We start from the raw sequence: 25,839 nt of genomic DNA on the forward strand, positions 1-25,839 counted from the left end.
TCATGGTTCCCGTTTCGAACAGGCGCCGACGAACGGGGGTACCCAGGGCACTTGAACCGCCTCACCGAGATTGGAGGAACCACGACCCGAGCTGCCGACCCGGCAGCCGGACCACCGGCTTCCTGGGCGGTCCGGCGTACGGATTGACGGGCGGTCCGTACGCCGGACTGATGCCGTGCGCCCTCCGTACGCCCGCCGGGTGGTGGATACGCCGCCGGGTGACCGGCGGCGTATCCACCACCCGGCGGCGCATCTACCAGTAGTGCTTTCGTCCGGCTACGGCGTGCCCCATCGATCCGAGGATCCACAGGACGATTCCGATCACCACGAGCACGATCCCGATCGTCCACAGAATGGAAATACCGGCTACGAACCCGATGACGAGAAGAATGACTCCGAGCAAGATCACGGTCCGCTCCCTTCTCGCATAGCTTTCATCCCAGTTTGGCCCCAACTGGGCGCAGCGGCAACCGCCTCCTGGGAGACCCCGCACGCAGGTTCGGCACCGGCCGGAAGGCCGATGCCGAACTGTGGTTTTCAGGGAATGGCCGGGGCTGGGCGCGCGGTGCTTACGACGAGTGCTTGTCGCGGCCACGCAGCTTCTTCTTGGCCTCGCCCTTCGCCTGCTCCATCTTGCCCTCGGCTTCCTTGCGACGGCTGCCGGTCATCTTGCCCATGGCCTCCTTCGCCTTGCCGGTGAGCTTGTCCTTGCCGCTTCCTTCGGGCATCAGAACTCTCCTTCGCTGTACGCATCGGGTGCGCGAATCAGAACGAATCCCCCTCCTCACCCAAAGTAGGGCGAATCGAACGCCGATGCGCGATGCGGGCAAGAGTGTTCTCGCGTTTCAGCAGCGCCGCACCGGAAACGCCTGCCATATGGTGCAATTCGGATACACGATGTTGACCGGGTAGACGGGACCCAAGCAACTGGCCGACGCCGTGGTGGTCATCGGCTCCTCACGGAGATGGACGGCTTCGACCGGAGCAGCGGCATCGTCGTACTCGCCGCGGCCAACCGGCCTGAAGCCCCCGACCCGGCCCTGCTGCGCCCCGGCCGCTTCGACCGGCACGTGACAGTCCCGCTGCCCAACCAGGCCGAGCGGGCCGCGATCCTCGCGGTCCACGCCCGCCCTGCTGTCATGCGGCGAGTCAGTCGTCCTCGACGCCACCTGGTCCGGTGCGGAACATCGCGAAGCCGCCTGCGTATGGCCGAACGCACCAGCGCCGACCTGGTGGCTCTGCACACTCAGCACCCGCGCCCCGGGGGCGTCCGACGCCACCCCTGATGTGGTCAGGCCATGGCAGTCACGGAGCCGCCGTGGGATGAGGCAGTCCCGGTCGACACCAGCGGCCTGTCGAGGCCGCGGTCGTCGAGGCGATGGCGGTCGTACGCCCGTACGGCTCCGCCCAGACGTCGGTCTTCCGCCACCCCTACATGGATCCGGTCCAAGCACAGTCATGGCGACGCGGGCAGCCGGCTGCTCGCTGGAAGGGACGGCTGCTCAGCCGGTCTGCGACTCGACCGCCGACAAACGGCACCGGCCGGTTGCGCCCGGTGGACCCGCACCCTGCCATGGCACAGAGTGGCACGTGACGTACGTGACGCACGTACACCCACTGTCTTGATCACGGAGGCTTGTCATGACCCAGAGCACCCCCTCTGAGCACGACCGTCTGTCCCTCGTCGAAGCACAGGTACAGACACTTGCCCAGGCAGTCCGGGCGCTGGCCGAAGGACTGGAGGCCAACCCCTCACAGGACACGGACACGTCGGCCCACGCGGCGCGCGGCGCACGGCTCGCTCATGAACTGCTCCTTGCCCAGGGCATGTAAGCACCACGGCCAGGCCCCGCCTGACCGAAGGCGGCGAGATCTGGTGTTCGCAGCGGGGCGGCGGCTTGACGGTTGAGGTCCAGCACCAGGTCGTCGGCTCCGCCGACGATCAGCAGGGTTGGAGCGCGTCCGGCTGTGAGGCGGGAGACCGCCAGGTCGGGGCGTCCGCCCCGGGAGACGATCGCGGTGATGTCCGACCGGGGTTCGGCAGCGGCCATGAGCGCGGCCGCGGCGCCCGTGCCGGCACCGAAGTGGACGACACCGCTGTCCTCGCTCGCCGACTCCGCCTTCGGCGTCTGTGGGCCGCGTTGGTGTTTCCCAGCGCATCGCGATCTCGTGTCGAATTGCCGTATCGCGGGGCAGGGTCAAACGCCCCGGCGTCGTGCATCGGTTTGGAACCTGGTCCTCACCTGGGAGCGGAGGGATCGGCCCACGTTCAGGTCGAAGGGCTCGGTGCTGGGGGTGAGCATCGCTGCGGCGGCCACAGCCACCCCCAGCGCGCAGGCACTGACGGGATCCTCTCCGGCGGCCAGCCGTGTGGTGAGGGCGGCGACCATACTGTCTCCCGCCCCGGCATCGCTCAGAGGCTCGCCGGGCAGCGGCGGCGCGTAGAGTTCGGTGTGGCCGTGGCCGGTCGAGCACAGTGCGCCCAGCTCTCCGAGGGTGGTGACGGCGATCTCGGCGGCCCCTGTGGTGAGCAGGTGCTCGTTGAGGGCTCGGGCGTCGTCGAATCCGCGGACGGGCCGGCCGGTCAGGCTCTCGGCCTCTGTGCGGTTGCACCTGAGTAGGAACACGCCCTCCGCGAGTGCTCCGCGAAGCGCCGGCCCGGAGGTGTCCAGGACCAGTCGGGATCCGGCTTCCTTGATACGGCGGGAGGCGGCCGCGTAGAAGTCGTCGGGCAAGCCGCCGGGCAGGCTGCCGCTGGCCACGACGTACGGGCAACTGCCGGCGGCCCGCTCCAGCGCATCCAGGGACCGCCGCCCCTCGCGGTCGTGCAGTTGCGGGCCAGGTGGCACGATGTGGTAGCTGCGGCGCGATTCGGCCTCGAACAGCACGAGTGCTTCGCGGGTTTCGTCGTCGATGTCGACGGCGACGTGGTCGATGCCCTCTTCGTCCAGCAGGTGGTTCAGGCGCAGGCCGACCTCTCCTCCGGCGGTGTGGACGGCGGTGGCTCGTCCTCCGAGCCGCACGACATGACGGGCGACGTTGATCCCTCCGCCCCCGGCGGCCACCGACCTGACCCGGGCACGGTTCTTGCCGATGCCCTCCAGGTGCCCGACCTCCCAGCAGAGATCGACCGCGGGATTCATCGTCAAGGTGAGGATCGACGGCCTGGCCGCACTCCCCGATCCCCCTGCACCGTCGGCAGTCCTGGCTGTGGTGTGGTCCGGCGTCGCGGCCGTGCTCATCGCGGTGCCCTGGTGGTCGCCCTGACCCCTGCCCGGCGTACCGCCTGCTGGGCACGGCCCCGCTTGTGGCAGCCTGAGGAGATCGGGGCCTGTCCCCACGCGCCGCCGTCGATCCCGATCCCGGCCACTGCCTGGGACAGCTTCGGCTCCTGACCGCCGTGCCGGGCGTTGAGCGCGTGGGGCCCGGCAACGCCCGCTGTCCTCTCGCGCAGGCTCACGGAGGCCGCTCTCCGCCCCGTGTCGCGGTTGCTTGGGCCTTGGGAACGGTGATCGTGGGCACACCGTCGGCCAGGGCCGCGCTGACGTCCTCGGTCTTCACTCCCGAGGGGCGCATGGCCTGGTACCCGAATCGGCCGGAACGGTGTGTGCCGCGCCCGTAGCACACCCGGGAACTGGTGCGTGCGGCCGAAGAACTCGTCCAGCTCCACCGGCCCACCGGTCCGGCGTCGCGCGGGAAGCGTCATCGCACTCACCTCCGTGGACAGCGACACGTCCGACCCGACTTCCATACTGGAACAGCTTGAGGTCACCTGCATGCCGGATCACGGCTGGGCCTGTTCCCCGGCATGGGCCAGGGGGCTGTTCCGGGGGGCGCCACGCCGATTCCGGTCTCCCTCCCGCACGACAACCGTGCGCAGGTCATGCAGCGTGGAAGGAGAAGCACGCAGTGACCGGATGTCCCGAAGGAGGACCGTCATGAGGAAACTGGACGGGCGAGTCGCCCTGGTCACCGGGGGTGCCCGTGGGATCGGCGCGGCGGTCGTGCGTGCTTTTGTCGACGAGGGCGCCTGCGTGGTGATCACGGACGTGCTGTCGGAGGAGGGCCGCGCTCTGCAGGAGGAGTTGGGGGAAGCGACTTGGTTCAGGGCTGCAGACGTGACCAGCGAGGACGACTGGGCCGCGGCCATCACCGAGGCCGAGCGGGAATTCGGGCCCGTCTCCGTCCTTGCCAACAACGCGGGAATCGTCGAGTTCGGCCCGCTCGAGGAAACCGACCCCGCCGTCTTCCGGCGCGTCATGGACGTGAACCTCTTCGGTCCGTGGCTCGGCATGCGTGCCGTGGCACCGTCGATGCGCCGTGCGGGCGGCGGCGTCATCCTGAACGTGTCGTCGACGGCTGGGCTCATGGGGTATGCGTCCCTGAGCGCCTACGTGGCCAGCAAGTGGGGGCTTCGCGGCCTGACGAAAGCCGCAGCACTGGACCTGGCAGCCGATGGCATCCGCGTCTGTTCCATCCATCCCGGTCCGATCAGCACCCCCATGACCGCCGGGATGGACGACTCCATCACCGCGTCCCAGCCCATCCCTCGCTTCGGCACACCACAGGAGGTGGCGCGGATGGCGGTCTTCCTGGCCGCGGACGCCACCTACTCCACCGGGTCGGAATTCGTGATCGACGGCGGTGCCACAACCGGCAGTATGATCCTCAACCCGCCGCAGGACTGAGGGCAGAGGCGGGGCCTCAGGCCTGCTTGGGCGCAGCCGTAGACCGGACCGTCGGCCGGCTGCTGCCCTGCAACGTGGTCGTGCGCGCCCAGGGTGACGGCAGCGTCGTCCAGGCCCTCGATCCCGGCACGATGGTCGCCCTGCCGGCGGGGTTGGGGCTTTCCGTACCCTCGGCGGTGAAGGGAGCGAATGGGCCGTCACACCTTTCCCTGTCGACTCACCGCTCTTCTATCGAGCACTGGTCGTTGTCCGCGGGCGTCTCCGCGCGGCCCGTCGACGGCAGGTCCTCCATCGTCAGGTCCGGGTCCAGGAAGACCCGCGGTCCGCGCAGCGCGAACACCAGGCACATGACCGGAGCCAGGAGGAGCAGCAGCCAGTACGTCCACCGCGGCAGCTTGCGCAGTTCGTCCATCGCATCGACGGCGCTCAGGTCCGGGGCCAGCACGGGAACTCCCGCATTCGGCCATGCCCGGAGGGAGCCTGCCCGGCAGGAGGGCAGAATCAGGCAGACACCTGCCGGCCGGGCGTCGCCGCAGCACGGGCAGCGGCAGACGGCCGGCCGAGACCGAGGAGACCACATGGTGCACGAACGGGCCGGGCAGCCGGCACAGCCAGGAGACCTGGTGGACGTGGCGCGGCTGGTGACGGCCTATTACGCCGTCCACCCCGACCCGGCCGAGGTCGGTCAGCGCGTGGCCTTCGGTACCTCCGGGCACCGGGGCAGCGCCCTGTCGGCCGCCTTCAACGACGACCACATCGCCGCCACCACACAGGCGATCTGCGACTACCGGACCCGCAGGGGAACCGACGGACCGCTCTTCCTCGGGGCCGACACGCACGCGCTGTCCGAACCCGCCCGGGTCACCGCCCTGGAGGTTCTGGCCGCCAACGGTGCCACGGTCCTGATCGACTCCGAGGACGGCTACACGCCTACCCCGGCCGTCTCGCACGCCATCCTGACGTACAACCGCAACCGCACCGGCGGTCTCGCCGACGGAATCGTGGTGACCCCCTCGCACAACCCCCCGGCCGACGGCGGGTTCAAGTACAACCCGCCGCACGGCGGTCCGGCCGGCTCGGACGCCACCTCCTGGATCCAGGACCGCGCCAACGCCCTCATCGAGGGCGGCCTGAAGGAGGTCCGCCGCGTCCCGTACGCCCGCGCGCTGGCCGCGGGCACGACCGGCCGTCATGACTTCCTCACGGCGTACGTGGACGACCTGCCGGCCGTCCTCGACCTGGACGCCGTCCGCGACGCCGGTATCCGTATCGGCGCCGACCCGCTCGGCGGCGCGTCCGTCGCCTACTGGGGGCGCATCGCGGAACGCCACCGCATCGACCTCACCGTGGTCAACCCGCTCGCCGACCCCACCTGGCGCTTCATGACACTGGACTGGGACGGGAAGATCCGCATGGACTGCTCCTCCCCGCACGCCATGGCGTCACTGATCGCGCAGCGCGACTCCTACGCCATCGCCACCGGGAACGACGCCGACGCCGACCGGCACGGCATCGTCACCCCCGACGGCGGGCTGATGAACCCCAACCACTATCTCGCCGTCGCCATCCAGTACCTGTACTCCCACCGGGACGGCTGGCCCGCCGGCACGGGTATCGGCAAGACGCTGGTCTCCTCGTCGATGATCGACCGGGTCGCCGCAGACCTCGGCCGTCCGTTGACGGAGGTGCCGGTGGGCTTCAAGTGGTTCGTCGACGGTCTCTTCGACGGCAGTCTCGGCTTCGGCGGCGAGGAGTCGGCGGGCGCCTCGTTCCTGCGCCGCGACGGGCGTGTGTGGACCACGGACAAGGACGGCATCCTCCTCGCCCTGCTGGCCTCCGAGATCACCGCCGTCACGGGATCGACCCCGTCCCAGCACTACAGCGAGCTCACCGCACGGTTCGGCGACCCCGCGTACGCCCGCGTGGACGCCCCCGCGACGCGTGAGGAGAAGGCGGTCCTGGCCGGGCTCTCCCCGGAACAGGTCACCGCGGACACCCTGGCCGGTGAACCCATCACTGCCGTCCTCACCGAGGCCCCCGGCAACGGCGCGTCCATCGGCGGCCTCAAGGTCTGCACCGACAGCGCCTGGTTCGCCGCCCGTCCCTCCGGGACCGAGGACGTCTACAAGGTCTACGCGGAGAGCTTCCAGGGACCTGACCACCTGGCCGAAGTCCAGGACGAGGCCCGGGCACTGGTCTCCGCCGCACTGCACGCCGCGGGATGACTCCGCGCGCCGCGGTGCGGTACGGCGCCGCGGCGCGCGCCGCCGGCCGGGGTGCCGCTCAGCCGCCGGGAACGGTGTGGTGCACCTGACGGTGGCCGGCCTTCCGCGCGGAAGGCCGGCCACGAGACGTCAGCCGGTCGGACCCGTGCCGGTCCCGGGCTCCGACGCTCCGCCGCGGAACGCGCCGAGAATCTGTTCGGCGGCGAGTGTGGCTGTCAACTCCCCTTCGCGCACCCGCTGTTCGAGTACAGGAGAGAGCGCCCGTACCCCGGGGTGGTTGCGCAGGCTGTCCAGCAGGTCGTCGCGGACCATCGCCCACGTCCAGTCGACCTGCTGCTCCCGGCGCTTCGCTGTCAGCCTGCCGGTGGAGCCGAGCAGGGTGCGGTGCTGTTCCAGCCGCTCCCACAACGCGTCCAGGCCGCTCGACTCGCGGGCGCTGCACGTGAGAACCGGGGGAGTCCACGCGGCGTCCGCCGGGTGCATCAGACGCAGCGCGCCCGCCAGTTCGCGCGCCGCCGACCTGGCGTCGCGCTCATGGGGGCCGTCGGCCTTGTTGACCGCGATGACGTCCGCCAGCTCCAGGACGCCCTTCTTGATGCCCTGGAGCTGATCGCCGGTGCGGGCGAGGGACAGCAGCAGGAACGTGTCGACCATATTGGCGACCGCGGTCTCCGACTGCCCGACGCCGACCGTCTCCACGAGTACGACGTCGAAGCCCGCCGCTTCCATCACGACGATGGATTCGCGCGTCGCCTTGGCCACCCCGCCGAGCGTCCCCGCGCTCGGGGAGGGACGTACGAAGGCATGGCTGTCCACGGCCAGCCGTTCCATCCGGGTCTTGTCGCCGAGAATGGAACCGCCGGTCCTGGTGGACGACGGGTCCACGGCCAGCACCGCCACCCGGTGGCCGAGGCCCGTGAGCATGGTGCCGAGCGCGTCGATGAACGTGGACTTGCCCACGCCGGGCACCCCGCTGATGCCGATACGCCGGGCCCGTCCCGCGTACGGCAGCAGTCGGGTCAGCAACTGCTGGGCCTGCGCCCGGTGCTGGGGCCGGGTCGACTCGACGAGAGTGATGGCGCGCGCGATGTACGCCCGTCTCCCGTCGAGCACCCCTTCCGCGTACGTGTCGATGTCGATGATCGGAGGCATACGGTCAGCGGCTCACAGCTCGTGGCCGAGCGCGGCACCGAGCCGCGTGACCAGGTCGTGGGCCGCGTCCGGGATCACCGTGCCGGGCGGGAACACGGCGGTGGCCCCGGCCTCGTGCAGCGCCTCGATGTCCTGCGGCGGAATCACCCCGCCGACCACGATCATGATGTCCTCGCGGCCCTCCGCCGCCAACTCCTCGCGGAGCGCCGGTACGAGGGTGAGATGCCCGGCGGCCAGTGAGGAGACACCCACGACGTGGACGTCCGCCTCGACGGCCTGCCGCGCCACCTCGCCCGGCGTCTGGAAGAGCGGGCCGACATCGACGTCGAAGCCCAGGTCGGCGAAGGCCGTGGCGATCACCTTCTGACCGCGGTCGTGTCCGTCCTGGCCCATCTTCGCGACGAGGATGCGCGGACGACGGCCCTCCGCCTCCTCGAACGCGTCGACCAGCGTGCGGGTGCGGTCCACTGCGGGGGAATCTCCTGCCTCTTTGCGGTACACCCCGGAGATCGTACGGATCTGGCCCGCGTGCCGGCCGTACACCTTCTCCAGCGCGTCCGAGATCTCGCCGACCGTGGCCATCGCCCGGGCCGCCTCGACCGCCAGCGCCAGCAGGTTCCCGTCCAGATCCGGACCGGGCTCCCGTCCGGCGGCCGCCGTCAGCGCCCGCAGCGCGTCCTGGCACGCCGTCTCGTCGCGCTCCTCGCGCAGCCGCCGCAGCTTCTCGATCTGCTGCGTGCGCACCGAGGAGTTGTCGACCTTGAGCACGTCGATCTTCTCGTCGGTCTCCACCCGGTACTTGTTGACTCCGATGACCGGCTGGCGGCCGGCGTCGATCCGCGCCTGGGTTCGGGCCGCGGCCTCCTCGATCCGGAGCTTCGGGATACCGGCGTCGATGGCCTTGGCCATACCGCCCGCGGCCTCGACCTCCTCGATGTGCTGCCAGGCCCGCTGCGCCAGATCGTGCGTGAGCTTTTCCACGTACGCGCTGCCGCCCCACGGGTCGATGACCCGGCAGGTGCCCGACTCCTGCTGGAGCAGCAACTGCGTGTTACGGGCGATGCGTGCCGAGAAGTCCGTAGGCAGGGCCAGCGCCTCGTCCAGCGCGTTGGTGTGCAGCGACTGGGTGTGGCCCTGGGTGGCGGCCATCGCCTCCACACAGGTCCTGGTGACGTTGTTGAACACGTCCTGCGCGGTCAGCGACCACCCCGAGGTCTGCGAATGGGTGCGCAGTGAGAGGGACTTGGCGTTCTTGGGCTCGAACTCCCCGACCAGTTTCGCCCACAGCAGCCGGGCCGCCCGCAGCTTCGCGATCTCCATGAAGAAGTTCATGCCGATCGCCCAGAAGAACGACAGGCGCGGAGCGAACGCGTCGACGTCCAGACCCGCCTCACGCCCGGCCCGCAGATACTCCACCCCGTCGGCCAGCGTGTACGCCAGCTCCAGATCGGCCGTCGCCCCGGCCTCCTGGATGTGATAGCCGGAGATGGAGATCGAGTTGTACCGGGGCATCTTCTGCGAGGTGAACGCGAAGATGTCGGAGATGATCCGCATCGACGGACCCGGCGGGTAGATGTAGGTGTTGCGGACCATGAACTCCTTGAGGATGTCGTTCTGGATGGTCCCGGCGAGCTTCTCCGGCGGCACACCCTGTTCCTCGGCGGCCACGATGTACAGCGCCAGTACGGGGAGCACGGCACCGTTCATCGTCATCGACACCGACATCTTGTCCAGCGGGATGCCGTCGAAGAGCTGACGCATGTCGTAGATCGAGTCGATGGCCACGCCCGCCATGCCGACATCACCCGTCACCCGCGGGTGATCGCTGTCGTAGCCGCGGTGGGTGGGCAGGTCGAAGGCGACCGAGAGCCCCTTCTGGCCGGCCGCCAGGTTGCGACGGTAGAAGGCGTTGGACTCCTCGGCGGTGGAGAAACCCGCGTACTGCCGGATGGTCCACGGCTGGTTGACGTACATCGTCGGGTAGGGGCCGCGCAGATACGGGGCGATGCCCGGATACGTCCCGAGGAAGTCGAGACCCTCCACGTCCTCGTCCGTGTACAGCGGCTTGACCGCGATGCCCTCGGGGGTCTCCCAGAGAAGCCCCTCGTCGGACAGGCCGGTCGCCTCCTTCACCGCACCGCGCCAGCGGTCGGCGGACGCCTCGGGAGCGACGGCCGTGCCGAGCGGGACCTCGGAGAAGTCGGGGATCGGACTTCCCGCAGCTGCGCCGGGGGTGGTTCCGGGGTTCTGCATCACGCCACTCCCATGCGGTCGAGTACGAAGGAGAGGACGGCGACGACGTCGCAGCCGGCGAAGACATAGCCGTCGACACCGGTGTACTCACCGGGCCGGCCGGCGAGGAACACCTGCTCGGCGCCCGCGCCCTTCAGGGCGGCGCCGACCGTGTCGGCCTGTTCGGCGTAGAGCGTGTCACTGGAACAGAGGCAGGCGATCGTCGCACCGCTGGCGGCGAACGCGCCCGCGACCGTGGAGGCGTCCACCGAGACGGGCTCGTGGACGGGCTCGATGCCACCGGCCCGGAAGAGATTCGACGCGAACGACGCCCGCGCCGTGTGCGCGGCGGCCGGACCCAGCGCCGCGAGGAACACCTTGGGACGTGCTCCCGACGCCGTCACATGGGCATCGGACCGGGCCCGCAACGCCTCGAACGCCTCGTCCCGGCGGACCTTCGGCAGACCGCCGCCCGAGGACGCGCCGGCGGCGGGTGCCGCTTCGCGCTTCACAGGGGGCTCGGTCAGATTCGGGAACTCGCTGACCCCGGTCACCGGCTCCTTGCGCCGCGCGAGATTCCGGCTCCGGGCCGCCCAGGTGGCCGCCAGCCGCTCACCGGCCATCCCGGAGCGCAGAGCGACGGCCTGTCCACCGGCCCGCTCGATCTCCTGGAAAAACTCCCAGGCAGCGGAGGCGAGTTCGGTGGTGAGGCGCTCCACGTACCAGGAGCCGCCCGCCGGGTCGATGACCCGCGCCAGATGCGACTCCTCCATCAGGATCGTCGAGGTGTTGCGGGCGATGCGCCGCGCGAACGCGTCGGGGAGCCCCAGCGCGTGGTCGAACGGCAGCACGGTCACCGACTCCGCCCCGCCGACGCCTGCCCCCAGACACGCCAGCGTCGTCCGCAGCATGTTCACCCAGGGGTCGCGGCGCGTCATCATGACCGACGAGGTCACGGCGTGCTGTCGCTGCGCCCCCGCGTCCACGGACCCGCACACCTCGGCGACCCGCGCCCAGAGCAGACGCGCGGCGCGCAGTTTGGCGATGGTCAGGAACTGGTCGGCGGTGGCCGCGAACCGGAACTCCAGCTGCGCGCACGCCGCTTCCACGGAGAGACCCGCCCCGGTCAGCGCCCGCAGGTAGGCAACGCCGGTGGCCAGGGAGAAGCCCAGTTCCTCGGCGGCCGAACCGCCGGCCTCGTGGTACGGCAACGCGTCCACGGACAGCGCGCGCAGACCGGGATATCCGGCGGCGCAGACCTGCGCCCAGCGCACGGCGTCCTCGAAGTCCGGCTCCGTACCGGTACGGGCCGCGTGGCCCAGCGGGTCCCCGCCGAGGCTGCCGCGCACGGCTTCCCCAGGTACGCCGCCTTCCTCGTGGAGCCGCAGCAGCTCCCGTACGGCAGGGTCGAACTCACCGCTCGCGTCGAGGGCCACGGGCGCCAGGTCGAGCAGGACGCCGTCCAGCGCCCGGGCGAGGCCGGAGGCCGGGATTCCGGCGGGCCCGCCCACGGTCAGCCACAGGGAGGTGGCACCGTTCTCCAGATCGGCGAGCACGGCCTCGTTGAGGCGCGCGGGATCCGTCAGGGTGTGGCGCTGGCGCACGTCCCAGCCGCCCGCGGTGTTCCCTTCGGCCCTGCCGCCCCTGGTGAAGGGCGCGAAACCGGGAAGTCCGGTACCGGGCGCGGTGTCGTTCGAGGTGTAGAGGGGCCGGGTGGTGAGCCCGTCCTCCAGTGCGGTGGAGAGTGCTTGCTCGGCGGCCGTGCCCGTGACTTCCTTGCCCGACTTGCGCAGCACGCCTTCGACGAGGCGCTGCCACTGCTCGTGGGAAGGGTCAGGGAACTCGGCGGCCAGAGGAAGCCCGTCAGCAGGCAGGACCGTCATGCTCAGATGCTAGGGCAGCCGCTCACACCGCAGCGCGGGACCGGCTGTGACCTTGCCCTCTCAGGGTCGCACTTGATCCTTTACGGACCGTGGCGTATCCGGCGGCCGGGGCGTGACCCGGCCGCCGCGTTCGGCAGGGGGAATCGGGCGCACAGTGCCTATTATGTGGAAGTCTCACGAAGTGCTATCGAATGACCAGCAATGTCGGGCTCCGGAGGCGAGTTCCGGCGTTCCCTTCGTCGGAGTCCGCACTGCGAGCAACGTTGATCCTGGCCTGTGCAGTTCGTCGGGAAAGAGGCAGATGACCGTGCAGACCGCCCGGGCCGTCCCGGCCGCCACCGTTTTCAATCTGCGGGATCTGGGGGGCATCACCCTCGCGCGCGGCCGCAGGATGCGGCAGGGCATCCTTCTGCGCTCGGGACAGCTGAGCGACCTCGACACCGAACGCGACATGGCGGTGGCCGCGCTCGGTATTCGTACCGTCGTCGACCTGCGTACCGCCGACGAGAGGCAGTGGGCCCCGGATCGGCTGCCCTCGGGTGCACGGCTGTTCGTCGCCGACGTGCTCAGGGACAGGCCGGGCGTCGCCCCTGCCCGGCTCAAGGCGCTGCTGTCCGACCCGGCGGGGGCCCGCGAGGTGCTGGGTGGCGGAAAGGCTGAGGAACTCTTCGCGGAGACGTACCGGCAGATGGTGCTCTCGCCCGGAGCCGCTGCCGCCTGCCGGGCCTTCCTGGAGACGGCGGCCGATCCGAAGGCCAGGCCGGTTCTCTTCCACTGCACGGCGGGCAAGGACCGCACCGGCTGGGCCGCGGCACTGCTCCTGCTGATCGCCGGTGCGTCGCGGGAGGCCGTGCGGGCGGAGTTCCTGGCCGTCAACCCGGCCGTACGAGCCGCCTTCGCTCCGCATGTCCAGGGCTTCCTCGACGCGGGCGGCTGCCCTGACATCGCCTCCGCGGTCGTCGAGGTCCGCCCCCGGTACCTGGAAGCGGCCCTGGACGCGGTGGATGAGCGGTGGGGTGGGCTCGACGGATATCTGCGGGACGGGCTGCGGCTTCCTCGGCCGGTGGTGGAGCGGCTGCGCGGCGAACTCACCGTGTCCGCCTGATCCACAGTGGATGGATGAGCGGCACATCTGGCTTGACACAATACCCCCAGGGGGTATGTTGGTGGGTGTCGCAAGCAGACCCTTTACCTCTGGGGAGACCGCCGTGAACACCGGACTGAAGATCACCGCATACGCCGCCGCGCTCGCCGCGGCATTCGGCACCGCGTACGGCGTGGGCAAGGGCGCCGACCCCGTGTTCGACCCCGCGCCGCAGCATGCCGGGCAGCACCCCGCGCAGAAGGAGGGGGAGCGGGAGGGGGTCGGCGGCGACGGGCACGGCGGCCATCAGGAAGGAGCGGGGGCCGCGGAGAAGGGTGCGGCCGCCCAAGGGCTGGAGATCTCCGAGGGCGGCTACACCCTGGCGCTGGAAACGCCGGCCGTCACGGCCGGTGACCGCGCCGAGATCCGGTTCGCCATCAAGGACGACCACGGTGACAACGTCACCGGCTACCGCCGCGAGCACGGCAAGGAACTCCACTTCATCCTGGCCTCGCGCGACCTCACCACCTTCCGTCACCTGCATCCGGTCATGGAGGCGGACGGCACCTGGTCGGCCCGCGCCGAACTGCCCGCCGCCGGTGGCTACCGTGCCTTCGCCGACTTCACCCCGGCGGGCAAGGGGAGCACGAACCACACGCTCGGCGCCGATCTCGCCGTGGCCGGAGCCTTTCGCCCAGCCGAGATGCCGCCGGTCCGTACCGTCGCGGAGGTCGACGGCTACCGGGTCGCACTCGACGGTGCCCTTCGCGCCGGCCGGGCCGGCGAACTCGCCCTGACCGTCAGTAAGGGCGGCAGGCCCGTCACCGACCTCCAGCCCTACCTCGGTGCCTACGGGCATCTGGTGGCCCTGCGCTCCGGTGACCTGGCCTACCTGCATGTCCACCCCAACGAGGGCGGCCCCGGCCCGGAGGTCTCGTTCACCGCGACAGCGCCGAGCGCCGGCACGTACCGGCTCTTCCTCGACTTCCAGCACGAGGGCAAGGTGCGCACCGCGTCGTTCACGGTCGAGGTGGCCGCAGCGGACCATTGAGCACGGATACCACCTCCGGGTACCGTGCAGGAGCCGGACGGAGAAGCTGCGAGCAGGTGTCGTCCATCCTGAAAGAGGTCCTCGATGACCGAGCGCAAACCACCGGGCGTCAGTTTCGATTCGTGGGTGGACAGGCAGATCCAGAAAGCCGAAGAACGCTGCGACGTCTCGCAGTTGCCCGGTTTCGGCAAGCCGCTTCCCGGCCTTGAGCGGCCGTACGAGGAGGCCTGGTGGATCACGGCGAAGACGCGGCGTGAGGGCTGTTCGGTACTCCCGCCGACGTCGGCCCTCCGCAAGGAGGCGGAGGATGCCGCCGCGGTGGCGGCCCGGGCGGGGACCGAGGCCGAGGTGCGGCGGGTCCTGGCCGAGGTGAACGAGAAGATCCACAAGGCGCTCCGGATGCCACCGCAAGGTCCGCCGCTGAACCTGAGGCCCTTCGGCGTCGAGGCCGAGGTCCAGGAGTGGCGTGGGGCGCGGGAACGGGGCTGAGAGGGGCGTCCCGAGTATGCGTGATACTCGGTCCATGAGATCAGCTGTTACGGGACCCGGCAGGTCCGTGGAGGTCAGGCGCGCGACCGCCAGGGACGCCAAGCGGCTGACCTTGCTGGTCAGGACCTCACGTGCCTACGAGGGTCCCTACGCGCCCATGGTCGAGGGCTACCGGGTCGGTCCCGACTACATCGAGACCCACCGGGTGTTCGTGGCCGCCGACACCGGGACCGGTCTCGTGCTGGGCTTCTACGCGCTGATCGTCTCGCCCCCCGAACTCGACCTGATGTTCGTCGGCGACGAAGCCCAGGGGCTCGGCATCGGACGCGTACTCATCGGCCATCTGAAGGCGGAGGCGCGGCGGGCCGGCCTGACCGGCGTACGCATCGTCTCGCACCCCCCGTCCGAGGGTTTCTACCGAAGCATGGGTGCCGAACCGGTCGGCACGGTCCTGGCCAGTCCGCCCGCGGTGATGTGGGACCGGCCCGAGCTGACGCTCGGCACCGACTGACCGGCTTCCCTTGGCCCGCGTTCACCGATCCGCGAAAGGGCCCGGGCTGGGTCCAGGGCCCCGGAATCCGCGAAGGGGCCCGGCCGGGCCCTCCATCGGACTCGGCCGGGCCCCCGGTGCCCGCGTTACGACCAGCCGCCGTAGGGGACCGTCAGGATCTCCATACCGTGACCACTCGGATCGGGGAAGTACACGCCCCGTCCGCCGTCGTTGCGGTTGATCTCGCCGGGGAGCTTCTGATGGGGGTCCGCGAAGTACGGGATTCCCAGCTCCTGGATACGGGCGAAGGCCACGTCGAACTCCGCCTCCGAAATCAGGAAGGCGTAGTGCTGCGGAGTGATCGATTCCGCGGGAACGGCCGCGAAGTCCAGGGTGATGTCGTTCGAGAGGGCGAGCGGGATGAACGGACCCCACTGCTCGCCGGTTTCCAGACCCAGAATGTGCGCCAGGAAGTCTGCCGACTCCCGGTTGTCCCGGCAATGAACGATGGTGTGATTGAGCTTGACCGACACTGTGGAATGCCTCCATCGGGCATCTCACGGGCTACCTCCACGCCTCACCCGGCCGGTGACCGACGCGCGATGCCGTGCCCGGGATTGTAGGACATCGATCACCCGCCGTCGAGATCGGGCCACCTCGCCGGGTGGGTGCGAGGGCCGGTGAGTGTCACCATGGAAGGTACGGCCCCAGGGATGGAGGCACTCCGTGGCATCGACATCGAGCGGCGGGGAGGGCGGGCGCCGCGGCAACGGCCAGCGGTTGGTCAGCGGCCGCGAGGAGACCGAGGAGGAGCGGGCGGACCGGCGGTGGAACGATCTGCTCCAGGAGTTGCGGGTCGTGCAGACCGGCGTGCAGATCCTGTTCGGCTTTCTGCTCGCCGTGGTGTTCCAGCCCCGGTTCACCACTCTCTCGGACATCGACCGCGGCATCTACGTGGTGACCGTACTGCTGGGCTCCGCGACGGTGGCCGCGCTGATCGGTCCGGTGTCGTACCACCGGCTGCTGACCGGGCGGCGGGTGAAACCGCAGACCGTCACCTGGGCCTCGCGGGTGACCGTCGTGGGTCTGGTTCTGCTGTTCTTCACCATGTGCTCCGCCCTGCTCCTCATCATGAGAGTGGCGATGCACAATTCCCTGGCCCTGTGGCTGGTGGGGGCCATGGCTCTGTGGTTCCTCGCCTGCTGGTTCATCGTCCCGCTTCGGGCCCGGGCCCGAAGCTCCGACCCGGGTTCACCGGACGGCCCGGGGCCGGCCGGACGGTCCGGACCCAGCGGCTGACCCGGTCGGGTTCAGTCCTCGTAGAGGTCAGGTGTCCGGACGTCCGTGACGGTGAAGAGCCCGCCGTCCGGGTCCCGCAAGGTCGCTTCGCGCCCGTGCGGGACCGGGCGCCGCTCGACGAGACTCCCGCCGTGCTCCACCGCGGCTGCCACGGTCGTCTCCACGTCCGCGACGGGGAACTGGACCTGCCAGTGCGGGCGCACCAGCGGGTCCGGGGCGGACTCGACCGCGCCGGAACTGATCCGGGCGAGCGGCCGCCCTTCGCACCGTACGAGGACCTCGTCCTTCACATAGGCGACCTCGCAGCTCCCCGGGTCCCCGCTGGCCCAGTCGAGCACCTCGCCGTAGAAGATCGCGGCGTCGAAGGCGTTCCGGGTACGCAGCCGGAGCCAGGCGTGGGAGTGGTCGGCGGGGGTCGGGGGAGTAGTACTGGGCGCGGTCCGTTCCCAGACGCCGAACACCGCACCGTCCCGGTCGGACGCCAGCGCCGCACGTCCCTTGCCGAACGACAAAGGGCCGACCGCGACCGTCCCGCTGCGCTCGCGGATGCGGGCGGTGGTCGTGTCGGCGTCGTTGACGGCGAAGTACGGAATCCAGGCCACGGCCACCTGATAGGCCGAGGCCCCCGGCACCATCCCGGCGACCGGCACGTCGTCGCGGCGCGCGACGACGTATTCCCGGCCCATCCGGCTCGGCCGGAACGTCCAGCCCAGCACCGCGCCGTAGAAATACTGTGCGGCGTCCAGGTCGTGGGTCATCAGATTGACCCAGCAGGGCGCGGCGGGCCCGGTCAGAGGCGCCGTCGCCCAGCTCGTCCGCGGTTCGCTTCCGGTCATGGTCCCTCTGCCCTGCCTTCGTCGGTTCTGCGGCACGGCCTGCTCGGTGCCGCTGGGCCAGGACCAGCCTCATCGCACGTGCGCACTCCCGCAACACGCGATGCCGCCGCGCCCGGTTCAGCGGCCGTCGCGCGGCGGGTCGGCCTCGGGCGGGACCGCGTCGCCGCCCCGGTCGCTGAGCTCGTGAGGGGTGAGCCGGTGGCCGTCCGCGGGGAAGTCGTCCGCCCCGTGCCTCCCGGTCTCCTCGATGTGGGTGCGGTGTTCCGGCTTCAGCGGCTGCTCATCGGGGCTCGGCGGCGGCGGCTCCTGCTCCCGGCGGCGTTTGCCCAGCCAGAACGCGCCGATGAGTATGGCCACCAGGGCGATCGCTACCACGGGCAGAGCGATGGCGTAGGGGCCACCCTCGTCGGCGAGGATGGCGGAGAGGGAACTCTGCGCTCCATGCGTAATGTCCATGCCTGCCCCGTACCCCCAAGCTCTTGATCCAGTCGGATATCCATGTGAATTCACATTTTGTGGCGATTTGGAAAGAATTGCGTTTCGTCGCTCGCCCGTCCGGTTCGTGTCGCAGTCGACCGGCTGCGGGGTGAGCCTTGAGGGAAGAGCCCGCCAGGCCCGACCGGAAGGAACCACGGTGAACAGCACGGCAGAGCAGGCACCTGGCCATCAGGAAAGCCGGGACGTAGTGGTGGCGGTCACGGGATGTGCGAAGGGGGACGCGCGCACCGTGTTCGACGTGCTGCGCCGTTCCTTCCTCTCCGACCGCCGGGCGGACGACGAGCCCCAGGAGGCGTCGCAGACGCGCCCGACAGTGTGGTTCGCGACCATTGATGTGAGTGAGACCAGGGCCTCGGACGCCCCCGCGCCGCTGACCGCACCGGTGCTCATGGATGTGCAGGGCGGCTACTGGGCGGTCGACCGCTTCCGCCGGCACCTCGCAGAGTCGTTCGCCGTACGGATGGTCGGAACGGCCGCCGGGGACCAGGAGGAGGAAGTGCGGCTGAAGCTGGCCAACCGGTAGTCCGGTCGGCGTGAGGTGCCGACCGGCCCGCCCCGGTCCCGCGCAGAAGTGTGCGCATCTGGTAGGAACCACGGCAAAGGCTGGATTCGGAAAGTGCTCGCGCATGGACCCATCAGTCCGGGGGAGGGCGGTACCGGCCAGGTCCGGTCGGCAGTCACCCTCCACGTCAACGGGACCGCGCGGACCCTGACGCTCGATCACCGCGCGATCGTGCTGGACGCGTTGCGCCGGCACCTCGGTCTCACCGGCGCCAAGGCGGCCGTAATCCGGCAGCCTGCCTCCGGAGCGGTGCCGGGTATCGGGGATTTCGGCATCGTCGGTGCGGCCGCAGCCATCGGGAACGCCGTGCGCCATGCCACCGGCTCCCGGCTGCGCGCCCTGCCGCTCACCCCCGACAAGTTGCTGCCCTATCTGCCCTATCTGCCCTGAACGCCCGTTCGGCCCCGCTGACCTGCTGGAAACGCTCATCTGTTGCGGTAACGGCTCCACCGGGTCACCCTAATGAGTGACCCAGAAGTGATGACCGCTCACGCTTCGTATTCGGGGGTCGCTGGTTCAACAAGGTGAAGCATGTGGGCCTCGCGGTGAGGAGCCTCGACGATGACCGTTCCACTCGACCGGACATACCGGGTCGAACTGCATGTATCGGCAGAGCGCGTTTCCCAGCTGCGGCGCATCGTCGCCGCGCACCTTCGTCACTGGAGTCTCGATCTGCACGTCCGGCCGGTCTGCCGGGCCGCCGAGGAACTGCTGACGAACGTCCACCGGCATGTCGGCGACGACAACAAGGCCGTCGTCGAACTCCGCTGGACCGGCCGCCACCTCACGGTGTCCGTGGCCGACAACGGCAGTGCGATGCCCAGGCTGCTGAGCGGCGGTGGCGGCGGCCTCAGTCGCGTCATGGCCCTGAGCGACAGCTGGGGCACCTGCCGCACCACTGAGGGCAAGGTCGTCTGGTTCACCCGCTACGCCCAGGCGCCGCGGAGCACCGAACTGGCGCCGCGCCCGCCGCTGCCGGGCGTGCTCGAAGCGCGGGAACTGCAGGTCCCCGTCCTCGTATGACAGCGCTGTCGGTGACGACCCGGCCGGTGCGGATCGCGTGCATCCCGCACGCATGATCCGCGCCGGCCGGGTACGTGTGCCAGGGTGCCGCGTTTGCGCGGGGGAGCGCCGCGCGGCACGGTCGAAGTAACTCACGCAAGGAGGCCACTGCCATGCCCATCGCGACGGTCAACCCCGCGAACGGCGAGACCATCACGTCATTCGACCCGCTGGGACCGGAGGAGACCGAGCGACGGCTCGCCGCCGCCGACAGCGCGTTCCGCGAGTACCGCACCACCGGCTTCGACGTGCGCGCCCGGCTGCTGAACCGCGCGGCCGACCTCCTGGACGAGGACCAGGAGAAGATCGCGCGCACCATGACCACCGAGATGGGCAAGCCGGTCAAGGCCGCCCGCGCGGAGGCCGCCAAGTGTGCCAAGGCCATGCGCTGGTACGCGGCCAACGCCCAGCGGCTGCTTGCCGACGAACACCCCGAGGACGCCGAGGTGCGCGACTCCGGTGCCTCCCGGGCCTACGTCCGCTACCGCCCACTCGGCGTCGTCCTCGCCGTCATGCCCTGGAACTTCCCGCTCTGGCAGGTCGTTCGCTTCGCGGCCCCGGCCCTCATGGCGGGCAACGTCGGCCTGCTCAAGCACGCCTCGAACGTCCCGCAGACCGCCCTCTACCTGGAGGACCTGTTCCGCAGGGCCGGATTCCCCGAGGGCTGCTTCCAGACCCTGCTCGTGGGTTCCGGCGCCATCGAGGCGATCCTGCGCGACCCGCGCGTCGCCGCCGCGACACTCACCGGCAGCGAGCCCGCGGGCCGCTCCGTCGCGTCGATCGCGGGCGACGAGGTCAAGAAGACGGTCATGGAACTCGGCGGCAGTGACCCCTACGTGGTGCTGCCCTCCGCGGACATCGCGAAGGCGGCGGCCACCGCGGTCACCGCCCGGGTGCAGAACAACGGGCAGTCCTGCATCGCGGCCAAACGCTTCATCGTCCACACCGAGGTGTACGACGCGTTCGCCGGACGCTTCACCGAGGGAATGCGTGCCCTGACCGTCGGGGACCCGGCGCGGGAGAGCACCGACGTCGGACCGCTCGCCAGCGAGCAGGGCCGCACGGACCTGGAGGAGCTCGTCGACGACGCGGTACGCCGGGGAGCCACCGCGCTGTGCGGCGGTGCCCGGCCCGAGGGCCTGGGCGGCGGCCTGGACGGCGGCTGGTTCTACACCCCGACCGTCCTGTCCGGCATCACGCCCGAGATGCGCATCCACCGTGAGGAGACCTTCGGACCGGTCGCCACGCTCTATCGTGCCGCCGACCTGGACGAAGCCGTCGCCCTGGCCAACGACACACCGTTCGGCCTGAGTTCGAACGTGTGGACGCAGGACGCCGAGGAGATGGGCCGCTGTGTACGGGACCTTGAGGCCGGCGGTGTCTTCTTCAACGGGATGACGGCCTCGCACCCCGCGCTGCCCTTCGGCGGCATCAAGCGCTCCGGCTACGGGCGTGAACTCTCCGGCCACGGAATCCGCGAGTTCTGCAACGCCACGACTGTCTGGTACGGCGCCTGACGGGTGCTGAGAACCCCGCCCGCACCCCGCCGAGGAGTCTCCCCATGAGCGACGCCCCGCTGTCCGGCCACGAACTCGCGGCACTCGACGCCCACTGGCGCGCCGCCAACTACCTCGCGGTCGGCCAGATCTATCTGGTGGACAACCCACTGCTGGAGGAGCCACTGGCCCCCGAACACATCAAACAGCGCCTCCTGGGCCACTGGGGCACCTCGCCCGGGCTGAACCTCGTGTACACCCATCTCAACCGCCTCATAAAGAAGCGCCGGCAGCAGGCGCTGTGCGTCTGGGGTCCTGGTCACGGCGGACCCGCGATCCTCGCCAACTCCTGGCTGGACGGCAGCTATTCGAAGACGTACCCCGATGTCACCCGGGACGCCGCGGGCATGGGAACCCTGTTCAAGCAGTTCTCCTTCCCGGGCGGTGTGCCCAGCCATGTCGCCCCCGAGGTCCCGGGCTCCATCCACGAGGGCGGCGAACTGGGCTACGCCCTCGCCCACGCCTACGGCGCCGCCTTCGACCACCCGGAGCTGCTCGTCACCTGCGTCATCGGCGACGGGGAGGCGGAGACCGGGCCGCTCGCCGCGTCCTGGCACTCCAACAAGTTCCTCGACCCGGTGCACGACGGTGCGGTCCTGCCGGTCCTGCACCTCAACGGTTACAAGATCGCCAACCCGACGGTCCTCGCACGCATCCCCGAGAGCGAACTCGACGCGCTGCTGCGCGGATACGGCCACGACCCGCTGTACGTCAGCGGCGACGAACCGGCCACCGTCCACCGTGAGCTCGCCGCCGCGATGGACCTCGCCCTGGACCGCATCCACGCCTTCCAGCGGGCCGCGCGCACCGAGGGCGCGACCGTGCGTCCCCGCTGGCCGATGATCGTCCTGCGCACTCCCAAAGGCTGGACGGGCCCGGCGGAGGTCGACGGGCAGCCGGTGGAGGGGACCTGGCGCGCCCACCAGGTTCCGCTGCCCGGGGTCCGCGAAAGCCCGGAACACCTGCGCCAACTGGAGGCGTGGATGCGGTCCTACGGTCCCGAAGAACTCTTCGGCCGCTCCGGGCGGCCCAGCGCGCAGGTCCTCGACTGCGTGCCCGACGGGGATCTCCGGCTCGGCGCGACCCCGTACGCGAACGGCGGCCTGCTCCTGCGGACCCTTCCGGTCCCGGCCCTCGACGACTACGCCGTGCCCGTCGGGAGGCGCGGCGCCACCCTGCACGCGCCCACCAGTGTCCTGGGAGGGCTGCTCGAAGGCGTCATGGCGGCCACGGCCGAACGCCGGGACTTCCGGGTCGTGGGCCCCGACGAGACCGCGTCCAACCGAATCGACGCCCTCTACGAAGCCACCGGCAAGGCGTGGCAGGCGCAGGTCCTCCCGGTCGACGAGCACCTCGCCCGCGACGGCCGTGTCATGGAGGTGCTCTCCGAACACCTTTGCCAGGGCTGGCTGGAGGGCTATCTGCTGACCGGGCGCCACGGACTGTTCTCGTGCTACGAGGCGTTCGCCCACATCGTCGACTCGATGGTCAACCAGCACATCAAGTGGCTGCGCACCTCGCGGCGGCTCGCCTGGCGCCGGCCCATCGCCTCACTGAACTACCTGCTCACCTCACACGTATGGCGTCAGGACCACAACGGCTTCTCCCACCAGGACCCGGGATTCGTCGACCACGTCCTCAACAAGAGCCCCGAGGTCGTGCGCGTCTATCTGCCGCCGGACGCCAACACCCTGCTGTCTGTCGCCGACCACGTCCTGCGCAGCAAGGACTACGTCAACGTGATCGTGGCGGGCAAGCAGCCGGGCTTCGACTGGCTGACCCTCGACGAGGCCCGTGCCCACTGCGCACGCGGGGCCGGGACCTGGGGGTGGGCCGGCACGGAGGACGGCAGCCGGGAGCCCGACGTGGTGCTCGCGTGTGCCGGTGACGTGCCCACACTGGAGACCCTGGCCGCGGCGGGTCTGCTCCGCGCCCACCTGCCGGACCTGGCGGTGCGCGTGGTCAACGTCGTCGACATGACGAGGCTGCTGCCGCGCGAGGAGCATCCGCACGGGATGCCCGACTCCGAGTACGACGCCCTGTTCACCACCGACAAGCCCGTGATCTTCGCCTACCACGGCTATCCGTGGCTGGTCCACCGGCTGGCGTACCGCCGCACCGGCCATGCTCATCTGCATGTGCGCGGGTACAAGGAAGAGGGCGCGACCACCACACCGTTCGACATGGTCGTCCGCAACGACCTCGACCGCTTCCGGCTGGTCATGGACGTCATCGACCGGGTGCCAGGCCTCGGGGTCCGTGCCGTCGCCGTACGCCAGGCGATGGCGGACGCGCGCGCACGCCACCACACCTGGATCCGTGAGCACGGCACGGACCTGCCGGAGGTCACGGACTGGACCTGGGGCGGCTGAGGCCCGCCCGGGTCGCTGACGCCGGAACCCTGCGGCTGGTGCCCTGCTGGTCAGCGCACGGTCACCCGCACGACGGGCGAGACCGCGCCGCCCCCGACCATCCGCAGGGCGTTCTCGCCCTTGACACCGAGCAGCACACGCAGACTGTAGGTGTGGTCGAGGTTGGTGCTCATCGAAGCGGGCAGGGAGACCCATTGGCTGCCCCGCTTCTGCTGAAGGGTGACCTCGGTGCCGGCCGGGATGTTCCGGGCCGGACCGTGGACCCGGAACTCCTGCCAGGCCAGCACGCTGGTAGCCGTCGCCGTCGCGCTCAGTGCGGGAAGTGCCATGTGCTTCCCCGCGCTCGGCGAGACGGGCGGGGCGGGGACATCGGACGAGGCCGCGGCCCCGCCCGCAGCACCCGCGAGTACGGCAACCGCCGTCACGACGGCCGCCGATACGCGCCTGCAGCGATCCATGGATGACTCTCCTTCGTGTGCGAGCCCGATCGGGAGGATCGGACAGGGAGGGTCAAACATAGGCATAAATCGTATGATTTCCTGACAGTGACACGCGAGGATGTGCCGCACCTGACCGCGGCGCGCCCGTCGTTCCTCGCGTTCAGTAGCGCAGCGCCGCCGCGATCCGGCCGTGCGAGGAGAGGGCGTCGTCGGCGAGGAAGACCACATCGGCGCCGCTGTCCAGGGCGGCCTCGACGAGTTCGTCGACGATGTCCTCGCGGACCTGGCCCGTCGTGTCCCGGGCGGCCGCGGGATCCACCGGCTTCAGATGCCCGTCGCTGACCTCGACCGTCCGCTGGAAGTGCTCCTCCACCGCGACCAGTCCGGCCCTGCCCTCCCGTACCGCGGCCCACACTTCGTCGAGGCCGCCGGCGAACGTGCGGCTGCCGCGCGCGGCGTCGAGTCTGGCCTCGATCTCCTCCACGGTGCGCTCGCGGTGGCTGTCGAGTGCCGGGCGCAGCTCCTTGAGGAGCTCGGCCGGTGTGCTGTCGGCGGGTGCGCCCTTGGTGACCCGGCCGACCGCGGACCTGGACGCCTCGCCCACCTCGTCCAGCAGGGAGAGCGCGGGAGCGAGCCCGACCAGATACAGCGGGCGGGGCTCGGTGGCCAGGAGGGTGCGCAGGTGCTCGTTCACGGTGCGCAGGAAGTGCCGGGTGTCCTCGTTGCTGAAGATGCTGGGCGTATCGCCGATCCGTTCCTCGCGTTGCGGGTTCGGCGGCTCGTGCGGAGCCGTCAGCGGAAGTCCGGGCCGCTTCTCCTGGTGTACCGCCTCCGTCGTCCCGCTCCAGAGCGTGGCGTGATGGCCGGACACGGTCAGCGCCCAGAAGGGACGTGCCTGTGCCTTCGCAGCGACCAGGTTCCTGGTGAGGTAGGTGTCGCTGAGGACCACGCGCTGCGGTGCGGTGCGGGGTACCTGCCAGATCTGGTAGTCGTCGGCCGTGGCGAAGACGACGAGGGCGTCCAGGGCCCTGCGCGGGTCCACTTCGGCGACCGCGCGGTCCAACTGCTCCCTCACGGCGGTCCGGACCTCGCGCGTCACGTCCGGGTCCGCCTCCAGCCGGCTCGACGCCTCCGCCACCAGGTTGCGCAGCCGTACGGCGTCCTGCGCGTTGTCGGGCGCGCGGCGGTGGGTCGGCATCGTCAGGGACAGGGCCGGATAGGGCCTCGTCGCACGCAGGTCCTGCAGCAGGTCGGCGGTCAGGGCGTCCGTATCCATCGTTCCCTCCCGGGGGTCGTGGCAGATGCTTCAACGAGTCAATTCATATCGTTTGATCCTAATATGAGCGAATTGGCCGTTCGATGCTTCGGAGGTAGCTGCGATGTCCACGCTCACCGTGTGGAAGTTCCAGTCGGCGGACGCCGCGGAGAGTATCGAGACGACGCTGAAGTCGCTCCAGAAGGAAGGGCTCGGCAAGATCCTGGACGCCGCCGTCGTCAGCTGGCAGGCGGACCGGCCGAAGCCCAGGACGAAGCAGTTGCGCAACCTCGTCGGCGCCGGTGCGCTGAGCGGGACGTTCTGGGGCATGCTCTTCGGCCTCATCTTCCTCATGCCCCTGCTCGGCGCCGCCGTCGGTGCCGCGGCCGGCGCGCTGGGAGGCAAGCTCGCCGACATCGGCATCGACGACGACTTCATCGCCGAAGTGAAACAGCGGGTGACCCCGGGCACGTCAGCGCTGTTCCTGCTCACCAGGGACGAGGTGCCCGACCGGATCAGCGACTTGCTCCCCGGCGGCGGCGCCGAACTGCTGCACAGCAACCTGGACACCGAGCGCGAGGCCAGGCTCCGTGACATCTTCGGTGACGACACGGAATGACCGCCGCCGAACGATCCGGACCCTGCTCACTCACTCCAGCTGAAGC

General features: G+C 70.3%; 28 protein-coding genes and 3 pseudogenes. 16 read left to right on the forward strand and 15 right to left on the reverse strand.

Annotated features, from left to right (window positions below; genetic code table 11):
- Positions 1-253 precede the first annotated feature (253 nt).
- Together F0344_RS33285 and F0344_RS33290 are read right to left on the reverse strand one after the other, a co-directional pair.
- Positions 254-409, reverse strand: coding sequence for a DUF6131 family protein (locus tag F0344_RS33285; RefSeq protein ID WP_185302304.1), 156 nt, complete (start codon positions 407-409; stop codon positions 254-256).
- A 160-nt stretch (positions 410-569) separates the two neighbouring features.
- Positions 570-728 carry a CsbD family protein gene (locus F0344_RS33290; RefSeq protein ID WP_185302305.1) on the reverse strand — a complete coding sequence of 53 codons (159 nt, stop codon included), beginning with the start codon at positions 726-728 and terminating at the stop codon, positions 570-572.
- 162 nt (positions 729-890) lie between these two features.
- Here F0344_RS33290 and F0344_RS36935 point away from each other — a divergent pair.
- The 3 genes and pseudogenes from F0344_RS36935 to F0344_RS33300 all read left to right on the forward strand — a co-directional run.
- Positions 891-1,073, forward strand: a pseudogene (locus tag F0344_RS36935) (AAA family ATPase); the annotation flags it as partial.
- A 55-nt stretch (positions 1,074-1,128) separates the two neighbouring features.
- A pseudogene (locus F0344_RS36940) lies at positions 1,129-1,444 on the forward strand (AAA family ATPase); the annotation flags it as partial.
- Positions 1,445-1,641: 197 nt separating this feature from the next.
- Complete coding sequence (locus F0344_RS33300) at positions 1,642-1,833, forward strand: hypothetical protein (protein ID WP_185302306.1); 192 nt, start codon at positions 1,642-1,644, stop codon at positions 1,831-1,833.
- A 47-nt stretch (positions 1,834-1,880) separates the two neighbouring features.
- On the opposite strand, the pseudogene F0344_RS36305 reads toward F0344_RS33300, so the two are convergent.
- The 4 genes and pseudogenes from F0344_RS36305 to F0344_RS36945 all read right to left on the reverse strand — a co-directional run.
- A pseudogene (locus tag F0344_RS36305) lies at positions 1,881-2,087 on the reverse strand (phosphoribosyltransferase); the annotation flags it as partial.
- Positions 2,088-2,198: 111 nt separating this feature from the next.
- Entirely contained in the window at positions 2,199-3,149 is a 951-nt protein-coding gene (locus tag F0344_RS33305; RefSeq protein ID WP_185302307.1) for a 1-phosphofructokinase family hexose kinase, read from the reverse strand.
- Positions 3,150-3,238: 89 nt separating this feature from the next.
- Positions 3,239-3,460 carry a hypothetical protein gene (locus tag F0344_RS33310; protein ID WP_185302308.1) on the reverse strand — a complete coding sequence of 74 codons (222 nt, stop codon included), beginning with the start codon at positions 3,458-3,460 and terminating at the stop codon, positions 3,239-3,241.
- Positions 3,457-3,678 carry an Hsp20 family protein gene (locus F0344_RS36945; protein WP_374940134.1) on the reverse strand — a complete coding sequence of 74 codons (222 nt, stop codon included), beginning with the start codon at positions 3,676-3,678 and terminating at the stop codon, positions 3,457-3,459. The genes F0344_RS33310 and F0344_RS36945 overlap by 4 nt, the downstream gene beginning before the upstream one ends.
- Positions 3,679-3,938: 260 nt before the next feature.
- Between F0344_RS36945 and F0344_RS33320 the strand changes: the two genes are divergently transcribed.
- Complete coding sequence (locus F0344_RS33320) at positions 3,939-4,688, forward strand: SDR family NAD(P)-dependent oxidoreductase (protein WP_185302309.1); 750 nt, start codon at positions 3,939-3,941, stop codon at positions 4,686-4,688.
- Positions 4,689-4,905: 217 nt separating this feature from the next.
- On the opposite strand, the gene F0344_RS33325 is transcribed toward F0344_RS33320, so the two are convergent.
- Positions 4,906-5,133, reverse strand: a complete 228-nt coding sequence (locus F0344_RS33325; protein WP_185302310.1) for a hypothetical protein — start codon at positions 5,131-5,133, stop codon at positions 4,906-4,908.
- Positions 5,134-5,266: 133 nt separating this feature from the next.
- Between F0344_RS33325 and pgm the strand changes: the two genes are divergently transcribed.
- Positions 5,267-6,913 carry a phosphoglucomutase (alpha-D-glucose-1,6-bisphosphate-dependent) gene (pgm, locus tag F0344_RS33330; RefSeq protein WP_185302311.1) on the forward strand — a complete coding sequence of 549 codons (1,647 nt, stop codon included), beginning with the start codon at positions 5,267-5,269 and terminating at the stop codon, positions 6,911-6,913.
- Positions 6,914-7,042: 129 nt separating this feature from the next.
- Here pgm and meaB read toward each other — a convergent pair whose 3' ends face one another.
- From meaB to F0344_RS33345, 3 genes are read right to left on the reverse strand one after another with little or no spacing between them, the layout of a single operon-like run.
- Entirely contained in the window at positions 7,043-8,065 is a 1,023-nt protein-coding gene (gene meaB, locus F0344_RS33335) for a methylmalonyl Co-A mutase-associated GTPase MeaB (RefSeq protein WP_185302312.1), read from the reverse strand.
- A gap of 12 nt (positions 8,066-8,077) precedes the next feature.
- Positions 8,078-10,318: a methylmalonyl-CoA mutase gene (scpA, locus tag F0344_RS33340; RefSeq protein WP_185302313.1), complete on the reverse strand. Its 2,241-nt coding sequence runs from the start codon at positions 10,316-10,318 to the stop codon at positions 8,078-8,080.
- A complete protein-coding gene (locus F0344_RS33345; protein ID WP_185302314.1) occupies positions 10,318-12,180 on the reverse strand; it encodes a methylmalonyl-CoA mutase family protein in 1,863 nt (620 codons plus the stop codon). Before F0344_RS33345 ends, scpA begins: the two co-directional genes overlap by 1 nt.
- 307 nt (positions 12,181-12,487) lie before the next feature.
- Between F0344_RS33345 and F0344_RS33350 the strand changes: the two genes are divergently transcribed.
- The 4 genes from F0344_RS33350 to F0344_RS33365 all read left to right on the forward strand — a co-directional run bounded on the left by F0344_RS33350 (position 12,488) and on the right by F0344_RS33365 (position 15,315).
- Positions 12,488-13,285, forward strand: coding sequence for a tyrosine-protein phosphatase (locus tag F0344_RS33350; protein ID WP_185303003.1), 798 nt, complete (start codon positions 12,488-12,490; stop codon positions 13,283-13,285).
- 103 nt (positions 13,286-13,388) lie between these two features.
- The gene (locus F0344_RS33355; RefSeq protein ID WP_258050201.1) at positions 13,389-14,315 is read left to right on the forward strand and encodes a DUF748 domain-containing protein; all 927 of its coding nucleotides are present in this window, start codon (positions 13,389-13,391) and stop codon (positions 14,313-14,315) included.
- 84 nt (positions 14,316-14,399) lie between these two features.
- Complete coding sequence (locus F0344_RS33360) at positions 14,400-14,804, forward strand: DnaJ family domain-containing protein (protein ID WP_185302316.1); 405 nt, start codon at positions 14,400-14,402, stop codon at positions 14,802-14,804.
- A 34-nt stretch (positions 14,805-14,838) separates the two neighbouring features.
- Positions 14,839-15,315 carry a GNAT family N-acetyltransferase gene (locus F0344_RS33365; RefSeq protein WP_185302317.1) on the forward strand — a complete coding sequence of 159 codons (477 nt, stop codon included), beginning with the start codon at positions 14,839-14,841 and terminating at the stop codon, positions 15,313-15,315.
- A 125-nt stretch (positions 15,316-15,440) separates the two neighbouring features.
- Here F0344_RS33365 and F0344_RS33370 read toward each other — a convergent pair whose 3' ends face one another.
- Positions 15,441-15,827, reverse strand: a complete 387-nt coding sequence (locus F0344_RS33370) for a VOC family protein (RefSeq protein WP_185302318.1) — start codon at positions 15,825-15,827, stop codon at positions 15,441-15,443.
- Between the two features lie 247 nt (positions 15,828-16,074).
- Here F0344_RS33370 and F0344_RS33375 point away from each other — a divergent pair, with 247 nt between their 5' ends.
- Positions 16,075-16,593 (forward strand): DUF6328 family protein, encoded by a 519-nt coding sequence (locus tag F0344_RS33375; RefSeq protein ID WP_185303004.1) that lies wholly within the window; start codon positions 16,075-16,077, stop codon positions 16,591-16,593.
- Between the two features lie 11 nt (positions 16,594-16,604).
- Here F0344_RS33375 and F0344_RS33380 read toward each other — a convergent pair whose 3' ends face one another.
- Positions 16,605-17,429, reverse strand: coding sequence for a VOC family protein (locus F0344_RS33380; RefSeq protein WP_185302319.1), 825 nt, complete (start codon positions 17,427-17,429; stop codon positions 16,605-16,607).
- 117 nt (positions 17,430-17,546) lie between these two features.
- Positions 17,547-17,885 (reverse strand): DUF6479 family protein, encoded by a 339-nt coding sequence (locus F0344_RS33385; protein WP_185302320.1) that lies wholly within the window; start codon positions 17,883-17,885, stop codon positions 17,547-17,549.
- Positions 17,886-18,063: 178 nt separating this feature from the next.
- Between F0344_RS33385 and F0344_RS33390 the strand changes: the two genes are divergently transcribed.
- The 5 genes from F0344_RS33390 (at position 18,064) to F0344_RS33410 (ending at position 23,479) form a co-directional block, all read left to right on the forward strand.
- On the forward strand, positions 18,064-18,450 hold the full coding sequence (locus F0344_RS33390) for a hypothetical protein (RefSeq protein WP_185302321.1): 387 nt from the start codon (positions 18,064-18,066) through the stop codon (positions 18,448-18,450).
- Positions 18,451-18,543: 93 nt separating this feature from the next.
- A complete protein-coding gene (locus F0344_RS36315; protein WP_258050334.1) occupies positions 18,544-18,879 on the forward strand; it encodes a hypothetical protein in 336 nt (111 codons plus the stop codon).
- A 171-nt stretch (positions 18,880-19,050) separates the two neighbouring features.
- Positions 19,051-19,512, forward strand: a complete 462-nt coding sequence (locus F0344_RS33400; RefSeq protein WP_185302322.1) for an ATP-binding protein — start codon at positions 19,051-19,053, stop codon at positions 19,510-19,512.
- A 152-nt stretch (positions 19,513-19,664) separates the two neighbouring features.
- On the forward strand, positions 19,665-21,068 hold the full coding sequence (locus F0344_RS33405) for an NADP-dependent succinic semialdehyde dehydrogenase (protein ID WP_185302323.1): 1,404 nt from the start codon (positions 19,665-19,667) through the stop codon (positions 21,066-21,068).
- Positions 21,069-21,112: 44 nt separating this feature from the next.
- Positions 21,113-23,479: a phosphoketolase family protein gene (locus tag F0344_RS33410; RefSeq protein ID WP_185302324.1), complete on the forward strand. Its 2,367-nt coding sequence runs from the start codon at positions 21,113-21,115 to the stop codon at positions 23,477-23,479.
- A gap of 50 nt (positions 23,480-23,529) precedes the next feature.
- On the opposite strand, the gene F0344_RS33415 is transcribed toward F0344_RS33410, so the two are convergent.
- Positions 23,530-23,937 (reverse strand): hypothetical protein, encoded by a 408-nt coding sequence (locus tag F0344_RS33415; RefSeq protein ID WP_185302325.1) that lies wholly within the window; start codon positions 23,935-23,937, stop codon positions 23,530-23,532.
- Between the two features lie 142 nt (positions 23,938-24,079).
- On the reverse strand, positions 24,080-25,195 hold the full coding sequence (locus F0344_RS33420) for a baeRF3 domain-containing protein (RefSeq protein WP_185302326.1): 1,116 nt from the start codon (positions 25,193-25,195) through the stop codon (positions 24,080-24,082).
- A gap of 103 nt (positions 25,196-25,298) precedes the next feature.
- On the opposite strand from F0344_RS33420, the gene F0344_RS33425 reads away from it, so the two are divergent.
- On the forward strand, positions 25,299-25,793 hold the full coding sequence (locus F0344_RS33425; RefSeq protein WP_185302327.1) for a DUF1269 domain-containing protein: 495 nt from the start codon (positions 25,299-25,301) through the stop codon (positions 25,791-25,793).
- Positions 25,794-25,839 lie beyond the last annotated feature (46 nt).

The sequence above is a fragment of the Streptomyces finlayi genome, from assembly GCF_014216315.1.
Lineage (GTDB): Bacteria > Actinomycetota > Actinomycetes > Streptomycetales > Streptomycetaceae > Streptomyces > Streptomyces finlayi_A.